The sequence below is a fragment of the Ruegeria sp. BG10 genome, from assembly GCF_056538575.1.
This window is the reverse complement of record NZ_JBQFTI010000009.1, coordinates 19,446-35,038: the sequence shown is the minus strand read 5'-3', so window position 1 is coordinate 35,038 and position 15,593 is coordinate 19,446. Positions and strand designations below refer to the sequence as shown.

General features: G+C 61.9%; 15 protein-coding genes. 11 read left to right on the top strand and 4 right to left on the bottom strand.

Annotated features, from left to right (window positions below; genetic code table 11):
* The first annotated feature begins 12 nt into the window (after positions 1 to 12).
* Genes ACR0D8_RS21615 through ACR0D8_RS21600 form a run of 4 tightly spaced genes read left to right on the top strand, consistent with a single transcriptional unit; the run spans position 13 to position 4,162 of the window.
* Positions 13 to 975: a lysylphosphatidylglycerol synthase transmembrane domain-containing protein gene (locus ACR0D8_RS21615; protein WP_480649599.1), complete on the top strand. Its 963-nt coding sequence runs from the start codon at positions 13 to 15 to the stop codon at positions 973 to 975.
* Entirely contained in the window at positions 972 to 2,411 is a 1,440-nt protein-coding gene (locus ACR0D8_RS21610) for a protoporphyrinogen/coproporphyrinogen oxidase (RefSeq protein WP_480649598.1), read from the top strand. The genes ACR0D8_RS21615 and ACR0D8_RS21610 overlap by 4 nt, the downstream gene beginning before the upstream one ends.
* A 2-nt stretch (positions 2,412 to 2,413) precedes the next feature.
* Complete coding sequence (locus ACR0D8_RS21605; RefSeq protein ID WP_475163589.1) at positions 2,414 to 3,157, top strand: polysaccharide deacetylase family protein; 744 nt, start codon at positions 2,414 to 2,416, stop codon at positions 3,155 to 3,157.
* Between the two features lie 33 nt (positions 3,158 to 3,190).
* Positions 3,191 to 4,162 (top strand): NAD-dependent epimerase/dehydratase family protein, encoded by a 972-nt coding sequence (locus ACR0D8_RS21600; protein ID WP_480649597.1) that lies wholly within the window; start codon positions 3,191 to 3,193, stop codon positions 4,160 to 4,162.
* A 39-nt stretch (positions 4,163 to 4,201) separates the two neighbouring features.
* On the opposite strand, the gene ACR0D8_RS21595 is transcribed toward ACR0D8_RS21600, so the two are convergent.
* Complete coding sequence (locus ACR0D8_RS21595; RefSeq protein ID WP_480649596.1) at positions 4,202 to 5,461, bottom strand: glycosyltransferase family 4 protein; 1,260 nt, start codon at positions 5,459 to 5,461, stop codon at positions 4,202 to 4,204.
* A gap of 281 nt (positions 5,462 to 5,742) precedes the next feature.
* On the opposite strand from ACR0D8_RS21595, the gene ACR0D8_RS21590 reads away from it, so the two are divergent.
* Complete coding sequence (locus tag ACR0D8_RS21590) at positions 5,743 to 6,843, top strand: glycosyltransferase family 4 protein (protein WP_480649595.1); 1,101 nt, start codon at positions 5,743 to 5,745, stop codon at positions 6,841 to 6,843.
* 9 nt (positions 6,844 to 6,852) lie between these two features.
* On the opposite strand, the gene ACR0D8_RS21585 is transcribed toward ACR0D8_RS21590, so the two are convergent.
* Positions 6,853 to 7,773 carry a glycosyltransferase family 2 protein gene (locus ACR0D8_RS21585; RefSeq protein ID WP_480649594.1) on the bottom strand — a complete coding sequence of 307 codons (921 nt, stop codon included), beginning with the start codon at positions 7,771 to 7,773 and terminating at the stop codon, positions 6,853 to 6,855.
* Positions 7,773 to 8,825 carry a Gfo/Idh/MocA family protein gene (locus ACR0D8_RS21580; protein WP_480649593.1) on the bottom strand — a complete coding sequence of 351 codons (1,053 nt, stop codon included), beginning with the start codon at positions 8,823 to 8,825 and terminating at the stop codon, positions 7,773 to 7,775. The genes ACR0D8_RS21585 and ACR0D8_RS21580 overlap by 1 nt, the downstream gene beginning before the upstream one ends.
* 123 nt (positions 8,826 to 8,948) lie before the next feature.
* Here ACR0D8_RS21580 and ACR0D8_RS21575 point away from each other — a divergent pair, with 123 nt between their 5' ends.
* The 6 genes from ACR0D8_RS21575 (at position 8,949) to ACR0D8_RS21550 (ending at position 14,435) form a co-directional block, all read left to right on the top strand.
* Positions 8,949 to 9,137 carry a hypothetical protein gene (locus ACR0D8_RS21575; RefSeq protein ID WP_480649592.1) on the top strand — a complete coding sequence of 63 codons (189 nt, stop codon included), beginning with the start codon at positions 8,949 to 8,951 and terminating at the stop codon, positions 9,135 to 9,137.
* 46 nt (positions 9,138 to 9,183) lie between these two features.
* A complete protein-coding gene (locus ACR0D8_RS21570; protein ID WP_480649591.1) occupies positions 9,184 to 10,359 on the top strand; it encodes a glycosyltransferase family 4 protein in 1,176 nt (391 codons plus the stop codon).
* A gap of 220 nt (positions 10,360 to 10,579) precedes the next feature.
* Positions 10,580 to 11,950, top strand: a complete 1,371-nt coding sequence (locus tag ACR0D8_RS21565; RefSeq protein ID WP_480649590.1) for a nucleotide sugar dehydrogenase — start codon at positions 10,580 to 10,582, stop codon at positions 11,948 to 11,950.
* A gap of 112 nt (positions 11,951 to 12,062) precedes the next feature.
* Positions 12,063 to 13,499, top strand: a complete 1,437-nt coding sequence (locus ACR0D8_RS21560; RefSeq protein ID WP_480649589.1) for a UbiA family prenyltransferase — start codon at positions 12,063 to 12,065, stop codon at positions 13,497 to 13,499.
* Positions 13,500 to 13,570: 71 nt separating this feature from the next.
* The gene (locus tag ACR0D8_RS21555) at positions 13,571 to 13,927 is read left to right on the top strand and encodes a DMT family transporter (RefSeq protein WP_475163620.1); all 357 of its coding nucleotides are present in this window, start codon (positions 13,571 to 13,573) and stop codon (positions 13,925 to 13,927) included.
* A 304-nt stretch (positions 13,928 to 14,231) separates the two neighbouring features.
* Positions 14,232 to 14,435 carry a hypothetical protein gene (locus ACR0D8_RS21550; protein ID WP_480649588.1) on the top strand — a complete coding sequence of 68 codons (204 nt, stop codon included), beginning with the start codon at positions 14,232 to 14,234 and terminating at the stop codon, positions 14,433 to 14,435.
* Positions 14,436 to 14,544: 109 nt separating this feature from the next.
* Here ACR0D8_RS21550 and ACR0D8_RS21545 read toward each other — a convergent pair whose 3' ends face one another.
* A complete protein-coding gene (locus ACR0D8_RS21545; protein WP_480649587.1) occupies positions 14,545 to 15,552 on the bottom strand; it encodes a replication initiator protein A in 1,008 nt (335 codons plus the stop codon).
* Positions 15,553 to 15,593: the final 41 nt, after the last annotated feature.

Sequence of the window (15,593 nt, the reverse complement as noted above, 5' to 3'; positions counted from 1 at the left end):
AGGAGCGGCAGCATGCTTTCCGATCCAAGTCAAAGGCGCTGGCTGATCCGGGTTGCCGGGTCTGTTGTGGTTCTGGCGATCCTGTTCTGGCTGCTGCCTGCAGATGCGATCGTGGCGGCGCTGAAGGCGATCCCGATCTGGGTTTTCCTGTGCGTGCTGATCCTGTTCCTGCTGGCCCATGTGGTGGCGGCGCTGAAATGGTGGCTGCTGCTGGGGCGCGGGTTTCCGGCCCTGCTGGCGATCCGGGCGCATTATGCCGGTCTGGCCGCCAATCTGTGCCTGCCCGGAGCGATTGGTGGTGACACCGTGCGCGCCGGTCTGGCGCAGGCGGCCATGAAGGACGGGGCGCGGGTTGTCGCCGGCGCGACCGTTGACCGGCTGATCGACATGGTGGCCCTGCTGACCCTGTCCTGTCTGGGGCTGGTCCTGACATGGGAAAGTGCCGAGGGCGGGCATATGATCTGGCCTGTCGCGCTGATCCTGCTGGGGGCACTGGCGGGGATGGTGGCGCTGCCGCGCCTGCTGCCCCTGCCCTGGCGCTATGTCCCGTCCCTGCCCGGCAAGGGCTTTGCCCATCGTCTGGCCGATGCGCTGGCCGGGCTGGGCCGCAGGCCCGGCACGCTGGCGGTGGCATTCATCGCCTCGGTGCTGATCCAGCTTTTGCTGGTCCTGCTGGCCTGGTGGCTGGCCATCGCGGCAGGCGTCGATGTGGCGGCCGGGCCGTGGATATTCGCCTGGCCGCTGGCCAAGATCATCGCGGTTCTGCCGGTATCGCTGAACGGGCTGGGCCTGCGCGAGGCGACGCTGGCCGGATTTCTGGCCCCCTTTGGCGCCAGCGCGCCTGCGGTCGTGGCCGCCGGGCTGGTCTGGCAGGTTGTGTTGTTTACAGCGGGCGGGTTTGGCGCGCTGGTGCTGACAATGTCCGGGATGCGGTTCAGCGCCCCGGCAAGTTCCCAAAAGGAAGAGTGCAAGTGACGGATGTTTCCCGACCAACAGGCGACGAAAAGCCTGAAATCATCATACTCGGTGCCGGCCCCGCCGGTCTGGCAGCGGCCCATGCTCTGGCCGGACAGGCCAGGGTAACCGTGATTGAGAGGGCCCCGGTGGCAGGCGGCAACTCGGCCTCGTTCCCGGTGGAAGGCGTGATCTGCGACTATGGCTCGCACCGGTTTCACCCGGCGGCCGAACCCGAGGTTCTGCAGGATGTGAAAACCCTGCTGGGCGACGATCTGCTACTGCGCCCGCGCCATGGGCGCATCCGGCTGGGCGGTAAATGGATTCACTTCCCGCTGAAACTGACCGATGCGCTGATGCGCCTGCCCAAACCTTTTGCCGCGTCGCTGATCGGGGACATGGCACTGAAACCCTTCCGTAAGAAAAGCGCAGGGCCCGAGACATTCTCGACTGTGCTGTATGACGGGCTGGGGCCGACGATTTCGGACAATTTCTATTTCCCCTATGTGCGCAAGCTCTGGGGTCTGGATCCCGACAAGCTGGCCGTCAAACTGGCCGAACGGCGGGTCGGCAGCGGCTCGGTCGGCAAGATCCTGATGAAGATGCTGCGCCTGCTGCCGGGGCTGCGCAGTGAAACCGCCGGGCGGTTCTTTTATCCCCGAAGGGGCTTTGGGCAGATTTCCGATGCGATGCTGGACAGCGCCCGCGCCAATGGTGTCACGTTCCTGTTCGACACCGAAATCACCGGGATCGACCGGCAGGGCGACCGCATCACGGGGTTGACGATCCGCGACGGCGAAGACGAACGGCACATGACCGGCGATCTGATCCTGTCGACCATTCCGCTGACCGGGCTGACGCGCCTGATCGACGCCCCGCCGCCCGAGGTGGTCGAGGCCGCCCGCGCCATCCGGTTCCGGGGCATGATCCTGCTCTACCTGGTGCTCGAGACCGACCAGTTTACCGAGTTCGACGCGCATTATTTCCCCGAATTGTCGATCCCGATCAGCCGCATGTCGGAACCCAAGAACTATAACGCCAGCGGCGCGCCAAAGGGCGTCACCGTGCTGTGTGCCGAACTGCCCTGTGATCCGGACGAGACATGGTGGTCGATGTCCGACGAAGAACTGGGGCAGGAATTCACCAAATGGCTGGGCCAGCTGGGGCTGCCGGTCAATGTTCCGGTGCGCCGCTGCGAAACCCGGCGGCTGAGCCATGCCTATCCGGTTTACGATGTGGGCTACGAGGCGCGGTTCGATTCCGTCGACAACTGGCTCTCGGGTCTGGACGGGTTGCTGGTCTTCGGACGGCAGGGCCTGTTCGCCCATGACAATACGCACCACGCCTTTGCCATGGCCTATGGCGCCGCGGATTGCATCGACAGCAAGGGGCAGGTCGACCGCGCGAAATGGAACAAGTATCGCGAGGTCTTTGCCACGCATGTGGTGGAAGACTGACCATGCCCGCCTGGCAGGCCGATATCCTGATGTATCACTCGATCTCGGATGCGCCGGGGCCGACCTCGATTGCGCCCGACATCTTTGCCGCTCAGATGCAGGCGCTGGCCGCCTCAAACCTGCCGGTGGTGACCCCGGATGCCCTGGCCAACCCGCCCGCCCCCCGCGTGGTCATCATCAGTTTCGACGACGGGTTTGCCGATTTTGCCGATACCGCCTGGCCCATCCTGCGCGATCACGGGTTCTGCCCGATCGTCTATCTGCCCTCGGGCCAGATAGGCGGCAGCGACAGCTGGGCCGGGGGCAACATCCCGGCCCGCCCTCTGATGGATTGGGACAGGATCGTCTCTCTGGCGGGTGAAGGCGTCCGCTTTGGCGCGCACAGTATCACCCATCCCGACCTCACCACACTGAACCCGGAATCGCTGGAAGAGGAAGTAACCGGGTCCGGTCAGGACATTGCCGCCCGGCTCGGCCAGCCCATCCGGCATTTCGCACCGCCTTACGGTGCGTCGAACCCGGGCGTGCGGGCGCGTATCGCGCAGCATTACGACACTGCGGTCGGTACCCGGCTGGGCGTGGCCGGGCCGGGAGACGACACCCACGACCTGCCGCGGCTTGAAATGTTCTATTTCACCGATATCGCCCGCTGGCAGGCGCATCTTGCCGGGCGGGGCAAAACCTATCTGGCGGCGCGCAAGGCAATGCGCGGCGCCCGTGCGATGATGCGGGGAAAATCGTGGTAAAATTGATTCTTACACAGTGACTGGTACAAACAAATGCATATTCTGATTACCGGCGGCGCCGGGTTCATAGGCTCCCATTTAACGGAACGGCTGATCGGGGATGGCCATATCGTCACTGTTCTTGATGATCTGTCGACCGGGTTGATATCCAACCTTGGCGCTGTCGCGGATCACCCGGATTTCACCTTTGCCGAAGGCAGCATCCTTGACCGTCAGCTGGTCGCCGAACTGGTCGGCCCGGCGGATGTGGTGTTTCATCTGGCCGCCGCCGTGGGCGTCAAACTGATCATGGACGAGCCCAGCCGATCGATCCTGACCAATGTGGCAGGGACCGAGAATGTGCTGGATGCCGCGCTGGTGGACAAGACGCACACCTTCATCGCCTCCAGTTCCGAGGTCTATGGCAAAAGCACGAATTTCCCGTTTCAGGAAGAGGGCGATCTGACCATCGGCGCCACCCGCAACCTGCGTTGGTCCTATGCCTGCGCCAAGACGCTGGACGAGTTTCTGGCGCTGGCCCATGCGCGGGAATCCGGTCTGCCGGTCACGGTTCTGCGGTTCTTCAACACCACCGGCCCGCGGCAAACCGGGCGCTATGGCATGGTGCTGCCGAATTTCGTGAAAGCCGCGCTGGAAGGCGCGCCGCTGATGGTGCACGGCACCGGCGAGCAGTCACGCTGTTTCGGCCATGTGGCGGATGTGGTCGAAGCCATGTGCCGGCTGATGACCCTTCCGGACGCGCGTGGCGACGTCTTCAATGTCGGCACCGATCAGGAGGTCACGATCCGCGCACTGGCCGAGCAGGTCATCCGGACGACCGGCTCTGCCTCGGAAATCCAATGCGTGCCGTATGATACGGTCTATCCCGAAGGGTTCGAGGACATGCAGCGCCGCCTGCCCGATGTCTCAAAGCTGGAACGTGTCACCGGGTTCCGCCCGATGCGCCCGTTGCAGCAGATTATCGACGACATTGTCGCCGAGATGAAGCACCCGGTTTCCGCATGAGCGTCTGTCTTCCGGCGCAGCCAGGACCCTGAAACGTCGTCACGCAGACGAGGTCCCCGCCGCGCCGCTTTCAAACGCCCCCGCCTCCAGCGCCGTGGCCAGCTTGCGGTCGCCTTTGTCATGCGCCGCACGGGCCAGCGCGGCCCCATATGCCTCCAGCACCGCGGTCTCGTGCCAGATCTCCTGAAACGCCGTGCGCGCGGCGGCGCCCTGCCCTGCGCGCCGGTCGGGCTGATGTTGCAAATCGCGCATCGCCGCAATCAGATCGTCTTCGGTCTCAAACAGCGATCCGCCCCCGGCCCTTTCCACGATCTCGGGGAAGGGTCCCAGCCGGCGGGCGATCACCGGCGTGCCCAGCCGGAAGCTTTCGATCAGGATGATGCCGAAGGTTTCATAACAGACCGAGGGCACGATCAGCCCGATGGCCCCACGGTAATAGGCGTTGAGCTCTTCCAGCGTTTTGCGGCCCAGGAATTTGATCCGGTCATTGCCTGCGGCCTGATTCTTCAGCTCATCCGCGTAATCGCCATCGCCGAGGATCAGCAGATCGGCATCCGGATAACGGTCAAAGGCCGGGAACACGTCCTGCAACCCTTTGATCTTTTCCAACCGTCCGACAAACAGGAAATAAGGCCGCTCATGCGCGGCCGGTTCCGGCAGGGCCGTCTGATCGAGATCGGGCAGGAAATAGGGCAGCACCTGCATCTCCTGACGCAGGCCGAATTCGCGATGCTTGGCGCGGCTGAATTCACTTTTGGCGATGATCAGATCCATATGATCCAGCGCCCGGTCCAGCGCCCCCGTATAACGCCAGAGCTGCGGTGGACGCCTGTAGCTCAGCACGCAGCGCAGGCATTGGCGGTCATCGCACAGCTCGCGCCCGTGCCGCCACAGAACATGGGTGGGGCAGACCAGCCAGTGCTCATGCGCCTCATAAACCTTCAGCCCTTCGCCCATCGGCAGCAGGCCGGGCCCGCCGATCAGCGAGGTGTTGTTGTGCCAGATGATGTCCGGTTGCCGCTCGGCCAAAATCTCGCGGATGCGGGCGGCATGTACGACGGGTCGGCCCAGCTGTTGGGTCAGCAGGTTCGACATCATGCCATTGCGGCTGCGCAGCCCGATCCGCCGCACCCCGTCCGGTGCGCCTTCGGGCTGGGGCTTGCCGCCGAGGATCAGATAGCTGTCTTCGTCATGCACCACCGTCACGTCATGCCCCCGCGCCACCAGCGCCCGGGCCATGCGCTGAATGCCCACGGCGTCACCCCCAAAGGAATAAGGTGGATAAAATGTGGTGAACATCAAAATGCGCAAAGACTGCATGCGGATCGTACCGGCTACTAATGACTGTCCGGCATGAAATACGATCTCTGCAACAATCGAAAGACCGAAGCCACACGGCCCCCCGGTTCATACCCGGTGTTGCGGACATGCTGCAGATGCCGGCAGGCTGCGGTGGCCCGTCATCATGACATGGGCAAATACCAACCGCGTGTTATGATCGCGCGATTGTTGAGAAATTTGGCCCAAACCCACATAAGATGCAGAACGCCCCGCCTTCAAACCCCCTTCATGTCGTCGAGATGGGCACCCAGTTCGGCATGGGCGGCATCACCCGGCACATCCTGGGCCTGAGCGATTGGCTGCAGGCCCGAAATCATCGCGTCACCCTGGCCGGCACCGCCGATATCTGGGCCGGACCGGAGCAGCAACCGGATTTCCTGGATCTGCCCACCCGCTATGTCGCGGGTGACGGTGGCAGCATCGCCAATCGTTTGCGCCATACCGCCGGCGCCGTCTGGCGGTTGCGGCGCTGGATGGCGGCCAATCCCGCCGATCTGATCCATTGCCATGAATCCGCACCCGCTCTGGTCGCCAATCTGGCCCGCACCGGACGGCGCATTCCCGTCGCTGCCACCTATCACGGGTCCGAACCCGAACGGATTGCCGCCTTTGGCCGGATTGCCGCGAAATGCGATCTGGTGATCACGCCCAGCCATCGCTCGGCCGAGGATCTGGCCACGATTGGCAACGTGCCGCGGGACAAGCTGAAGGTCATCGGGCTGGGTGTATCCCCGCCGCCCGAAGACAGCGCAGAAGACATTGCCAAACTGCGGGCCGAACTGCTTGGGGGCGGTGACCGGCTGATTGTCACGCTGGCCCGCCTGCTGCCGCAGAAGGGGATCGACATCCTGATCGACTGCGTTGCACGGATGAAAGAGACGCATCCCGGCTATCGCTTTGTCGTTGCGGGCGACGGCCCGGACGAAGACCAATTGCACGCGCTGGCGCGGGACAAGGGGCTGGGCGAACATCTGCACTTCATGGGCCGCACCGACAAGCCGATCCGGTTGTTGCGGGCGGCGGACCTGTTCCTGTTGACCTCGCGGTGGGAGGCCCTGCCCTTCACCATCGCCGAGGCGTTTCAGGCCGGAACCCCCGCCGTTGCCACCGCCTGTTCCGGCGTGGTCGAACTGATTGATGACAGTGTCGGCGCGGTGGTCCCCATCGGCGACATCGATGCGATCTGCGCAGCGGTTGCGGATGTCCTGTCAGACGAAGACCGCCGTCAAACACTGGCGGAAAACGCCCTGAAACGCAGCCGTGAAGACCGGTTCGACCCGGATTGGGTGCACCGGCAATTCGAAAAGACCTATTACGATCTGGCGGGTCGCCAGCGGTGACGCGCTGCGTCAGGGGCGTTTGGTGATATAGCCCCAGACCTCGCCCAGCGTCCAAGCCGTCGACAGCAGCATGACATAGGGCAACGTCTTGAGATAGCGCATGCCGCGCCCCTTGCTGGCCTGCAGCTTGTAGTGGCGCACCCAGAGCAGCGGCGGGATCAGCGGACCGGCCAGGATCAGCATCAGGCGCTTTGCGTTGCTTTGATTGCGCACCCGGATTTCACCGAACAGGCGGCCCCAGTCGAACCGTTCGGGCAGCAATTCCCGGAAGGTCGCCTTGGGACGGTGGTGGTGCACGACCACTTCGTTCGACAGCCATAGGTCCTCGCCCTGTTCGATCAGGTGCCAGTGGACGATCGGTTCGTGATAGCGGTCCTTCCACAAGTGCTGCGTCTCATCCAGCGCCTTGCGGCTATAGGTCAGGTTCACGTCTGAAACCCAGTCGGCCGGGCCGGTCTCGAACGGTCGTCCGTAGCGGCCAAAATCGGTGACGTAAAAGGCCCAGTTCAGCGGGCTGACCGGCTCCATGCATTCAATCGCGCCGCCAATCACGTTCTTGCCGGTCTCCGCATAAAGCCGCACGATAGTGCGCGCCCAGTCGGATTGCGGCAGGCCGCGGTCTTCGAGAATGCCGATGATGTCGCCCGTGGCCGCAGCCAGACCCGCCGAACGGCGGCGGTCATAAAGCTCGTGCTTGCCCGCCTCAGACGTGATCGGGCGGATAGGGTCGATGACGCCCAGATCCAGAAACCGCACCTCGGGGTAATCTTCGGCATATTGCGCCACATCCGCGACGCTGGCGTCATAAGGAATGATCACATCCAGCGGCGGCGGATCATCGAAACTGCGCACCGCTTCGAGGAAATCCCGCACATAGCTGCCGCCTTGCACGATGGTCAGAACGATGGAAAGGGTCGGATCGCTGCTCATCAGATTGTCATGTCCCCAAGATTGTCCAGTTCGACCGGCTGGCCGCTGCGCGTGCTTTCCGGCACGGCCGCCGCGATCTCGACCGCGCGCAGGCCCGCATGGCCATCGGCGCAATTCAGACCGGTTTCACCCCGGGTCAGGCGGATGAAATCGGCCAGCTCCGCGCCAAAGGACAGAAGGGCCGTCGATTTCCAGGATTTCAGCTTCTCGCGCACCATGATTTCCGGGTAAAACTTGCGCACCTTCTTGGGCGCCCCACCCGGCTTGTCCATGGTGATGACAAGGTTCTGCATCGGCGCATAAGCCCCGCGCACCATACCGCGCGAGCCATAGACCTCGATCACGCTCTGATAGCCTTTCCAGTCATTCCAGCAGGCCTGATAGATCGCCGGAATGCCATCGGGGTTCTTGAAGATCGCCACCGCGTTATCCTCGGACCCCGGCACGTTCCAGACTTTGTTGGTGGCCACGCCGTAGACGCTGGTAATCTCGCCCAGAATAAAGCGCGTCATGTCGGTCATGTGGATGCCCACATCCCATAAGGCACCGCCGCCCGAAAACTCCGCCCTGTATTCCCAGTCATGGGTGAAATGACCCAGCCCGTCATGGCCACCATAGACGCGCACGTGGTCGATCTCTCCGATCTCACCAGATGCCGCCACCTCTTTCACATGCGCGAACGAGGGGTAGTAGCGCATGTTGAACCCGGCCCCCAGGGCCTTGCCCGCCTTTTTCGCGGCATCGACGATCCGCCTTGCGCCTTCGACCGTCGGGGCCAGCGGCTTTTCGGTCAGCACATGCAACCCTTCGTCAAAGGCGCGCAGGCACAGCGGTTCGCGCACATGCGCGGGGGTTGAGATCACCACCGCATCCATCGGGGTTGCAAAGAACCGGTCGAGATCGGTAAAGGCCGGTGCGCCGTCCGCCACGGCCACGGCGCGGTGAAACTCCAGATCCAGGGCCGCCGCCAATTCGGCGTCAGGAGACTCGTGAATGTTCTGAACCCGCATCTGGCCGATCTTTCCGGCCGCCCCAATCACGCCGATCTTCATTCAATTCCTCATTAACAATCGCGGGTGCGCAACAGGGCTACATCCGGCATCTCTAACAACAATTCACCTGCAAGCGGAGTAGCATAGGCTCTGCCGCCACGCTAGGTTTCTGAAAGACAACGCTTGCCGAAACGGCAGCTGCCTGCGCAACACGAGATGCATCCCGACCGCTATATGCCTGAGCTGTTCTCGGCCAAGGGGCACTGCCGGATTGATCATGCACATGCCCATCCGGGCTATGCCCCCAGCCACGGCCTGCAGGCCGGACTGGCCGCCACCCGTGCCTATTTACAAGCCCGCTATGGAAAATAATGGGGCTGTATATAAAGTTACTCCATCATTTCAGGGGTAAAGAGATTTGATCCATATCGCCGTTGACGCCACGCCTTGGGAAAACGAACGCGGCTTTGGCCGGTTCACCCGCAATCTGATCGCCGCACTGGCCGCCCGCGATACCGGGTTCCGCTATACGCTGTTGTTCGATCAGGAACCGACGCGGCCTGTGCCCGAGGGTGTCGAAACCCTCGTTGCAGGGTCTGAAATGTCGATGTCCGAGGCCTCGTCGGGGGCCAAGGTGCGCGGCGGGGCGGATCTGCTGACAATGGCCAAAGCGGCCCGGCGCATCGACTGCGACGTGTTCTTTTACCCGGCGGTCTACTCTTATTTCCCGCTGCCCGCGCGGCGCCCGACAGTGGTGTGTTATCACGACACGATCCCCGAGCGGTTTCCCGATCTGATCTTTCCCAAACGCCTGAATTTCCGGCTGTGGCAGGCGAAATGCTGGCTGGCCAAGATGCAGGCAACCCGGGTGATGACGATTTCGGATGCCTCGGCAAACGACCTGATGCGCATCCTGCGCATCCCCCGCGACCGGATCGACACGATCACCGAAGGGGCCGAAGGCGTCTTTCGGCCCCTTCACGAAAATCAGGCTCTAATTCAGGCCCGGCAGGCTTATGGCATCCCGGCCGACGCGCCGCTGCTGGTCTATCTGGGCGGGTTCAACCGGCACAAGAATGTGCTGCGCCTGATCGAGGCCATGCCTCAGATTCTGGCAAAAGTGCCGGATGCGCGTCTGGCCATCGTCGGGCGTACGACAGGCGCGCGGTTCTGGGACAATATCGAAGACCTCAAGGCCAGCGCCGCCGCTGACGCAGCCCGGTCCGAAAGCATCCTGTTCACCGGCGAAATCGACGACCCGGACCTGGCCGCCCTGCTCAATACGGCCGACGCGCTGGTCTTTCCCTCGCTCTGGGAAGGGTTCGGACTGCCGGCGCTTGAGGCGATGTCCTGCGGCACGCCCGTTCTGTCCTCGGATCGCGGCAGCCTGCCTGAGGTGGTGGGCGATGGAGGGCTTTATTTCGATCCACTGTCCAGCCAGGCGCTGGCGGATCAGACCATCCGCCTGCTGACCGAACCCGGTCTGCAAAAGGCGCTGGCGCAAAAGGCGCTGGCGCAGGCTTCGAAATTCAGCTGGGACAAAGGCGCGGACCTGGCCGAAACGTCGTTTCGGCGGGCTTTGGGCGCAAATTAGCAAAAATTCGGCCCGATCATCTTTTTAGCGATTTTCTCCACAATTCTGCGGACATCCGCAAATTGCACCCATTTGGGAAACATCGCACTGCGGCCTCGAACAGTGCTGACAAAATTGTTGGATTCGGACCCAATCCGCCCTATCCGTGGAAAGGGCCGGATTTTCCGGCCGCGGCACCGCGCGTTGTTTTCAGTGTGACTTTGTACCATCAGGATTGATTATGAACTACGAAATTTCACACCATCAGACCCTCAAACAGCTTATCGCGCAACGCGACGCACGGGTCGCTGTTGTGGGGCTGGGTTATGTTGGTCTGCCACTGGCGCTGACCGCCTATGACGAAGGCTTCGACACCATCGGCGTTGACCTCAACTCCGACCGGGTGGCGCGGATCAATCAGGGTGATCAGGTCATCTCTTACCTTGCACCGGACCGGATCGCGCAGGCGGTGGACAGCGGCAGATTCCGTGCGACAGAGGACGCCGCCGCGCTGGCCGAGGCCGATATCGTGCTGATCTGCGTGCCGACCCCGCTGACCGATGCACAAGATCCGGACATGCGCTTTGTAACCGCCGCGTCCGAAACCATCGCACAGCACCTGCGCCCCGGTCAGATGGTGGTACTGGAAAGCAGCGTCTGGCCCGGTGCCACGACGACGCTGGTGCAACCGATCCTCGAAGCGGGAGGCCTGCGCGCCGGCTTTGATTTCTTCCTGGCCTTTTCGCCCGAGCGCGAAGACCCCGGCAATGATAAGTTCGACACGCACAGTATCCCCAAGGTGGTGGGTGCCGACGATGCTCTGTCCCGGCAACTGGTCGAGGATTTCTATCGCGCCATCGTCACCCGCGCGGTGCCGGTCAGCTCGGCGGCCACGGCCGAGGCGGTGAAACTGGTCGAGAACAGCTTTCGCACCGTCAATATCGCGCTGGTCAACGAACTGAAAACCGCGCTTGAGGCGATGGATGTCGATGTCTGGGAGGTGATCGAGGCGGCGGCCACCAAGCCCTTTGGCTTCATGCCCTTCTATCCCGGTCCCGGCATTGGCGGGGCCTGCATCCCGGTGTCACCCGCCTATCTGGCCTGGCGCGCCGCGGATGCGGGGTCTGACACCCCGATCATCAATCTGGCCCGCTCCAGCAACGACGCCGTGCCGTCGATGCTGGCCGCGCGGATGGCGGCGGAACTGACCGCGCGCAACGGCTCGGCCATGGCGGACACCGGGCAGCCGCTGACCGGCCAGCGCATTTTGCTGATGGGCATTGCCTATAAGCGCGACGTCGAAGACACCCGCCGCAGCCCGGCCCTGGTGCTGCTGGATGAGCTGGAAAAGCTGGGCGCCGAGGTGGACTACCACGACCCGTATTTCCCCCGCCTGCCCGAAGGCGGCGAATTCCCGCAACTGGCCGGGCGCACGTCCGAACCGCTGACGGCGGAAAACCTGAAACGCTTTGCTGCGGTGGCCGTCATCACCGATCACAGCGCGCCGGATTACGATCTGGTCGCGCGCGAGGCGGCATTGATTTTCGACACACGCAATATCTTTGAAAAGCGCGGGATCCAGGTGGCGGACGGGCGACTGATGAAGATGTGAGCCATGCCACCCCTCTTCTCAGAACGGTGTCTCCCACTTTTACACGCCATGGCATAGCATCAACGGCAGGTTCGCTTCCAAGTGCGTGAAAATTGAAAGAAGAACACCTGTAATGAGTGACAAACCGGGAAAAATCTTTGTCGACCTAGACGGAACGTTGGTCAGAACGGACCTTTTTGTCGAAGCTATCCTGCAGTTTCTGAGACGAAATCCCTTCAACATCTTTCCCTTCTTCATGTGGCTGTTGCGGGGCATTCCCTTTGCGAAGGAACAGATTGCCAAACAGGTCGGGATCAGGGCCGAGGCGCTACCGTTCGAAGCTCCGCTGCTTGACTATCTGAAACTGCAAAAGGAACACGGCAGGCATCTGGTCCTGGCGACGGCTTCTCATCGCATATACGCCGAGAAAGTCGCCGCGCATCTGGGGATATTCGACTCTGTCCTGGCCACCGACACCGACCGAAACCTGAAAGGCTCCAACAAACTGGCTGCGATCCGCGACGAAAACGGCAGCGACGCGTTTACTTATGCCGGCGACAGCACGGCGGACAGCCCGATCTGGGCCGCCGCCGGGTCGGGCATATTCGTCAACGCTCCGGCGCCCGAAGTGGCAACCGCGCAAGCCGCCGGGACCGCTGAGAAGGTCATCCGCTCGCGCCCGCCCCAGTGGCGCGCCTTCCTCAGATCAATGCGCCCGCATCAATATGCCAAGAATGCGCTGATCTTCGTGCCGCTCTTCACGTCTCAGGAGGCTCTGCCGTTTTCAGGGCTTCTTTCGGCCCTGCTGGCTTTCGTCTGTTTCAGCCTCTGTGCATCGGGCGTGTACTTCCTGAACGATCTGGTAGACCTGCCTGCGGACCGCGAGCACGCAAGCAAGCGGTTTCGCCCTTTGCCCGCAGGGGACCTGTCATTGCATGCAGGTGTCGTGGGAGCTGTCGCACTGCCCATGGCGGCCTTTATCCCGTCCCTGATCTTTCTGCCGGCCGCTTTCACGATGGTGCTGATCGCATATCTCGTCATCACCATGAGCTATTCTTTTTGGCTGAAGCAGATTGCAACCGCGGATGTCATGGTACTGGCGTCGCTTTACACTCTGCGTGTCATTGCCGGGGCTACGGCCACGGGTATCGTTCTGTCCTCATGGCTTCTGGCCTTTTCAATGTTCGTCTTTGTCAGCCTCGGGTATCTCAAACGCTATATCGAAGTGGCCGCCGCGCCGGCAAATGATACCAATGTGCGGGGCCGCGACTATTCGCATGCTGACAGCGAAACCATGTTCAGCCTCGGCGTGTCCAACATCACGGCGGCCGTGGTCATTCTGGCGCTTTATATCAACAGCCCCGACGTGCGGAGCCTGTACAACTCACCGGATATCCTTTGGCTATTGTGCCTTCTGCTGCTCTACTGGGGAAACCGGATCTGGGTCGGAGCCCGGCGCGGCTACATTTCCGACGATCCGGTTCTGTTCGCATTGCGGGACCGGATAAGCCGTTTGATAGGCGCAGGCTTCATACTGACGACCATAGCCGCCAAATACCTGACCCTTTGATGAAGCCATGAAGCTGCTGCCAATATCACAACACAGGTGTTCCCCGCAGACCTGAAACGAAGGAGAGAAATATGTCATTCTACTGGTCCGCCCTGCTGTTCGCCGTGTGTGCGAATATTTGCACCAATGTGTCGTTCAAACTGGCGGTGCAGCAGTTTACGGGCGCGTTTGACATGCGCGCCTTCATGCTCTCGCCATGGGCATGGGCCGGGCTGGTGAGCGGCCTGCTGCTTCTGAGCAGCTTCACCGTGGCCATCCGCGGCATCGAGCTGAGCATCGCGTATCCGGCGGTCACGGGCCTGGCGATGGTCGGCATTCTGATCGTGGGCTATTTCCTGTTTTCCGAAACGCTCAGCTTTCAGAAAATTGCAGGAATCGGGCTGGTCATCGCTGGTGTGATCCTTCTTTCCCAGGTCAAACCAACCTGAAAAACGCCCCGGCAGGCGGCTCTTTGCACGTTTGCCACAGGGCTTGCCGTCCTTTATTGCTTTCGTGCGAAAATTGAAGAACACTGCGTTCAGGCTTTCTCAGGCTTCAAAACAAATGCAGTGTCGAACGAGTAGTGGGGCTAAAGCCCCGTCAGGTAAAAATAATCAAATTTTAACCTAAGGTGATCCAAAGTTTTGCCATGATTCCGCTACGGAATTGGTATTAGGCATCTAGCCATGGCATAGACTATCGCCTACCTTAGGTTGTATTCAGACCACGGCCAAAACCGGAGGACCGGAGAATATGATGGGAATTATCGGAGCAGCAATCCTGGTCGGCCTGAGCGCTGGCGGGATCACTTTGTATTCCGGTTCTTCCATCCTGACGGCACTGGGGGCTTATGTCCTGTTCGGCTGGATGTTCATTTTGGCGGCCATCACCGTTACCGTCGCGGTGAAAGTGATAAAGATACGGGCCGGGAAACAAAATCACGCCTATTCCAGCTGAGTGTCTGAAACGTTCCGGGTTTTGCCTGAGACCATTTCACCAAAATGCGTGTCCGACCGAAGGGAAAGGCTGCGCATTCCGATCATGATCTGATCAACCGCAATGCGCTTTAATCCCGTCCGGCGGCCCTCTTGGCCACATATCCAAGAAACGCCCGCTGCGGGTTCCTGATCTGTGGGCGGCCCGACGCCGCCCAATAGGCCAGCCAGTCCGCCTCCAGCGCATAGACGTCCCGCCCCGGCGCCATCGCCCTGGCCTCTTCCAGAGCGTCCGGCGGCAGGACCGGCTTGTCCGGCCCCTCGACCACCTGACCGCGGCGCGAGAACCGGATCAGGTCGCCCGCCTCTTCGGTCATCTCGTAATCGGGAAGGTGATCGGCTGCGATCATGTCGCGGATCATTTTCCGGAACACCCGCCGGGGTGAGGCCGAGCCCGATTTCTTCAGCAGCACCTCGACCGAAATCCGCCATTCAGGCTGACGCCCGCAATGTTTGCGCGCCAGCTCATAGATCCGCCGCTCCAGCGGCTTGCGCAGACGGAAATAGTCCCGGCTGAGGGTCAGCACCGATTTCGCCAGCACCGCACGGAACAGCCAGTCCGACAGTTTTACGCTGACGCTGACCATCCGGCCTGCCCGGGTGCGGCGCACAATCTCCCAGCTTTCGATCAGGCCGAATCCGGTGGTGGTCTCTTTCTCACCGGTGACGATGTTGGTGGTGATCCTTGTACCGGCCAGCCTCTCGAACGCCTCGCGCAGGCGCTTGTAGCCGTCGCCGCTGGTCTCACGGTTGGTGGCCACCATCAGATCATGGGCCGTCAGATGCAGCACCTGGCTGACGGTCCGGCCCGCGTTGATCGCCGCCATCAGCTGACTGATGCAGAAGATCAGGACGTCCTTGTCGTGGATCGTCGCCAGACCGCGCACCGACGGCGTCACCGTGATCTCGACCCCGTTATGTTCGTAATTCAGAATCCGCCGGTCCGGTCGGGTCGACAGCGAAAACATCGGATGCTCCATCGACCCAAGATCATTCTTGGGCAGCGCATCAAAAATATCGCAGACAAAAAAATCGCCCGTTGGATGCCGGTCAGGCAACAACGCCCCTGCCCCGCTCATACTGCCCTGCCCATATATCCTGCCCGAATCTTCGTTCGTGG

What these genes read in the sequence shown, in the direction of transcription:
- ACR0D8_RS21600 (WP_480649597.1), top strand. Translation starts at nt 3,191, where the DNA reads ATGCATATTCTGATTACCGGCGGCGCCGGGTTCATAGGCTCCCATTTA.
- ACR0D8_RS21590 (WP_480649595.1), top strand. Translation starts at nt 5,743, where the DNA reads ATGGGCACCCAGTTCGGCATGGGCGGCATCACCCGGCACATCCTGGGC.
- ACR0D8_RS21560 (WP_480649589.1), top strand. Translation starts at nt 12,063, where the DNA reads ATGAGTGACAAACCGGGAAAAATCTTTGTCGACCTAGACGGAACGTTG.
- ACR0D8_RS21580 (WP_480649593.1), bottom strand. Translation starts at nt 8,825, where the DNA reads ATGAAGATCGGCGTGATTGGGGCGGCCGGAAAGATCGGCCAGATGCGG.
- ACR0D8_RS21550 (WP_480649588.1), top strand. Translation starts at nt 14,232, where the DNA reads ATGATGGGAATTATCGGAGCAGCAATCCTGGTCGGCCTGAGCGCTGGC.
- ACR0D8_RS21555 (WP_475163620.1), top strand. Translation starts at nt 13,571, where the DNA reads ATGTCATTCTACTGGTCCGCCCTGCTGTTCGCCGTGTGTGCGAATATT.
- ACR0D8_RS21545 (WP_480649587.1), bottom strand. Translation starts at nt 15,552, where the DNA reads ATGAGCGGGGCAGGGGCGTTGTTGCCTGACCGGCATCCAACGGGCGAT.
- ACR0D8_RS21615 (WP_480649599.1), top strand. Translation starts at nt 13, where the DNA reads ATGCTTTCCGATCCAAGTCAAAGGCGCTGGCTGATCCGGGTTGCCGGG.
- ACR0D8_RS21595 (WP_480649596.1), bottom strand. Translation starts at nt 5,461, where the DNA reads ATGTTCACCACATTTTATCCACCTTATTCCTTTGGGGGTGACGCCGTG.
- ACR0D8_RS21605 (WP_475163589.1), top strand. Translation starts at nt 2,414, where the DNA reads ATGCCCGCCTGGCAGGCCGATATCCTGATGTATCACTCGATCTCGGAT.
- ACR0D8_RS21565 (WP_480649590.1), top strand. Translation starts at nt 10,580, where the DNA reads ATGAACTACGAAATTTCACACCATCAGACCCTCAAACAGCTTATCGCG.
- ACR0D8_RS21585 (WP_480649594.1), bottom strand. Translation starts at nt 7,773, where the DNA reads ATGAGCAGCGATCCGACCCTTTCCATCGTTCTGACCATCGTGCAAGGC.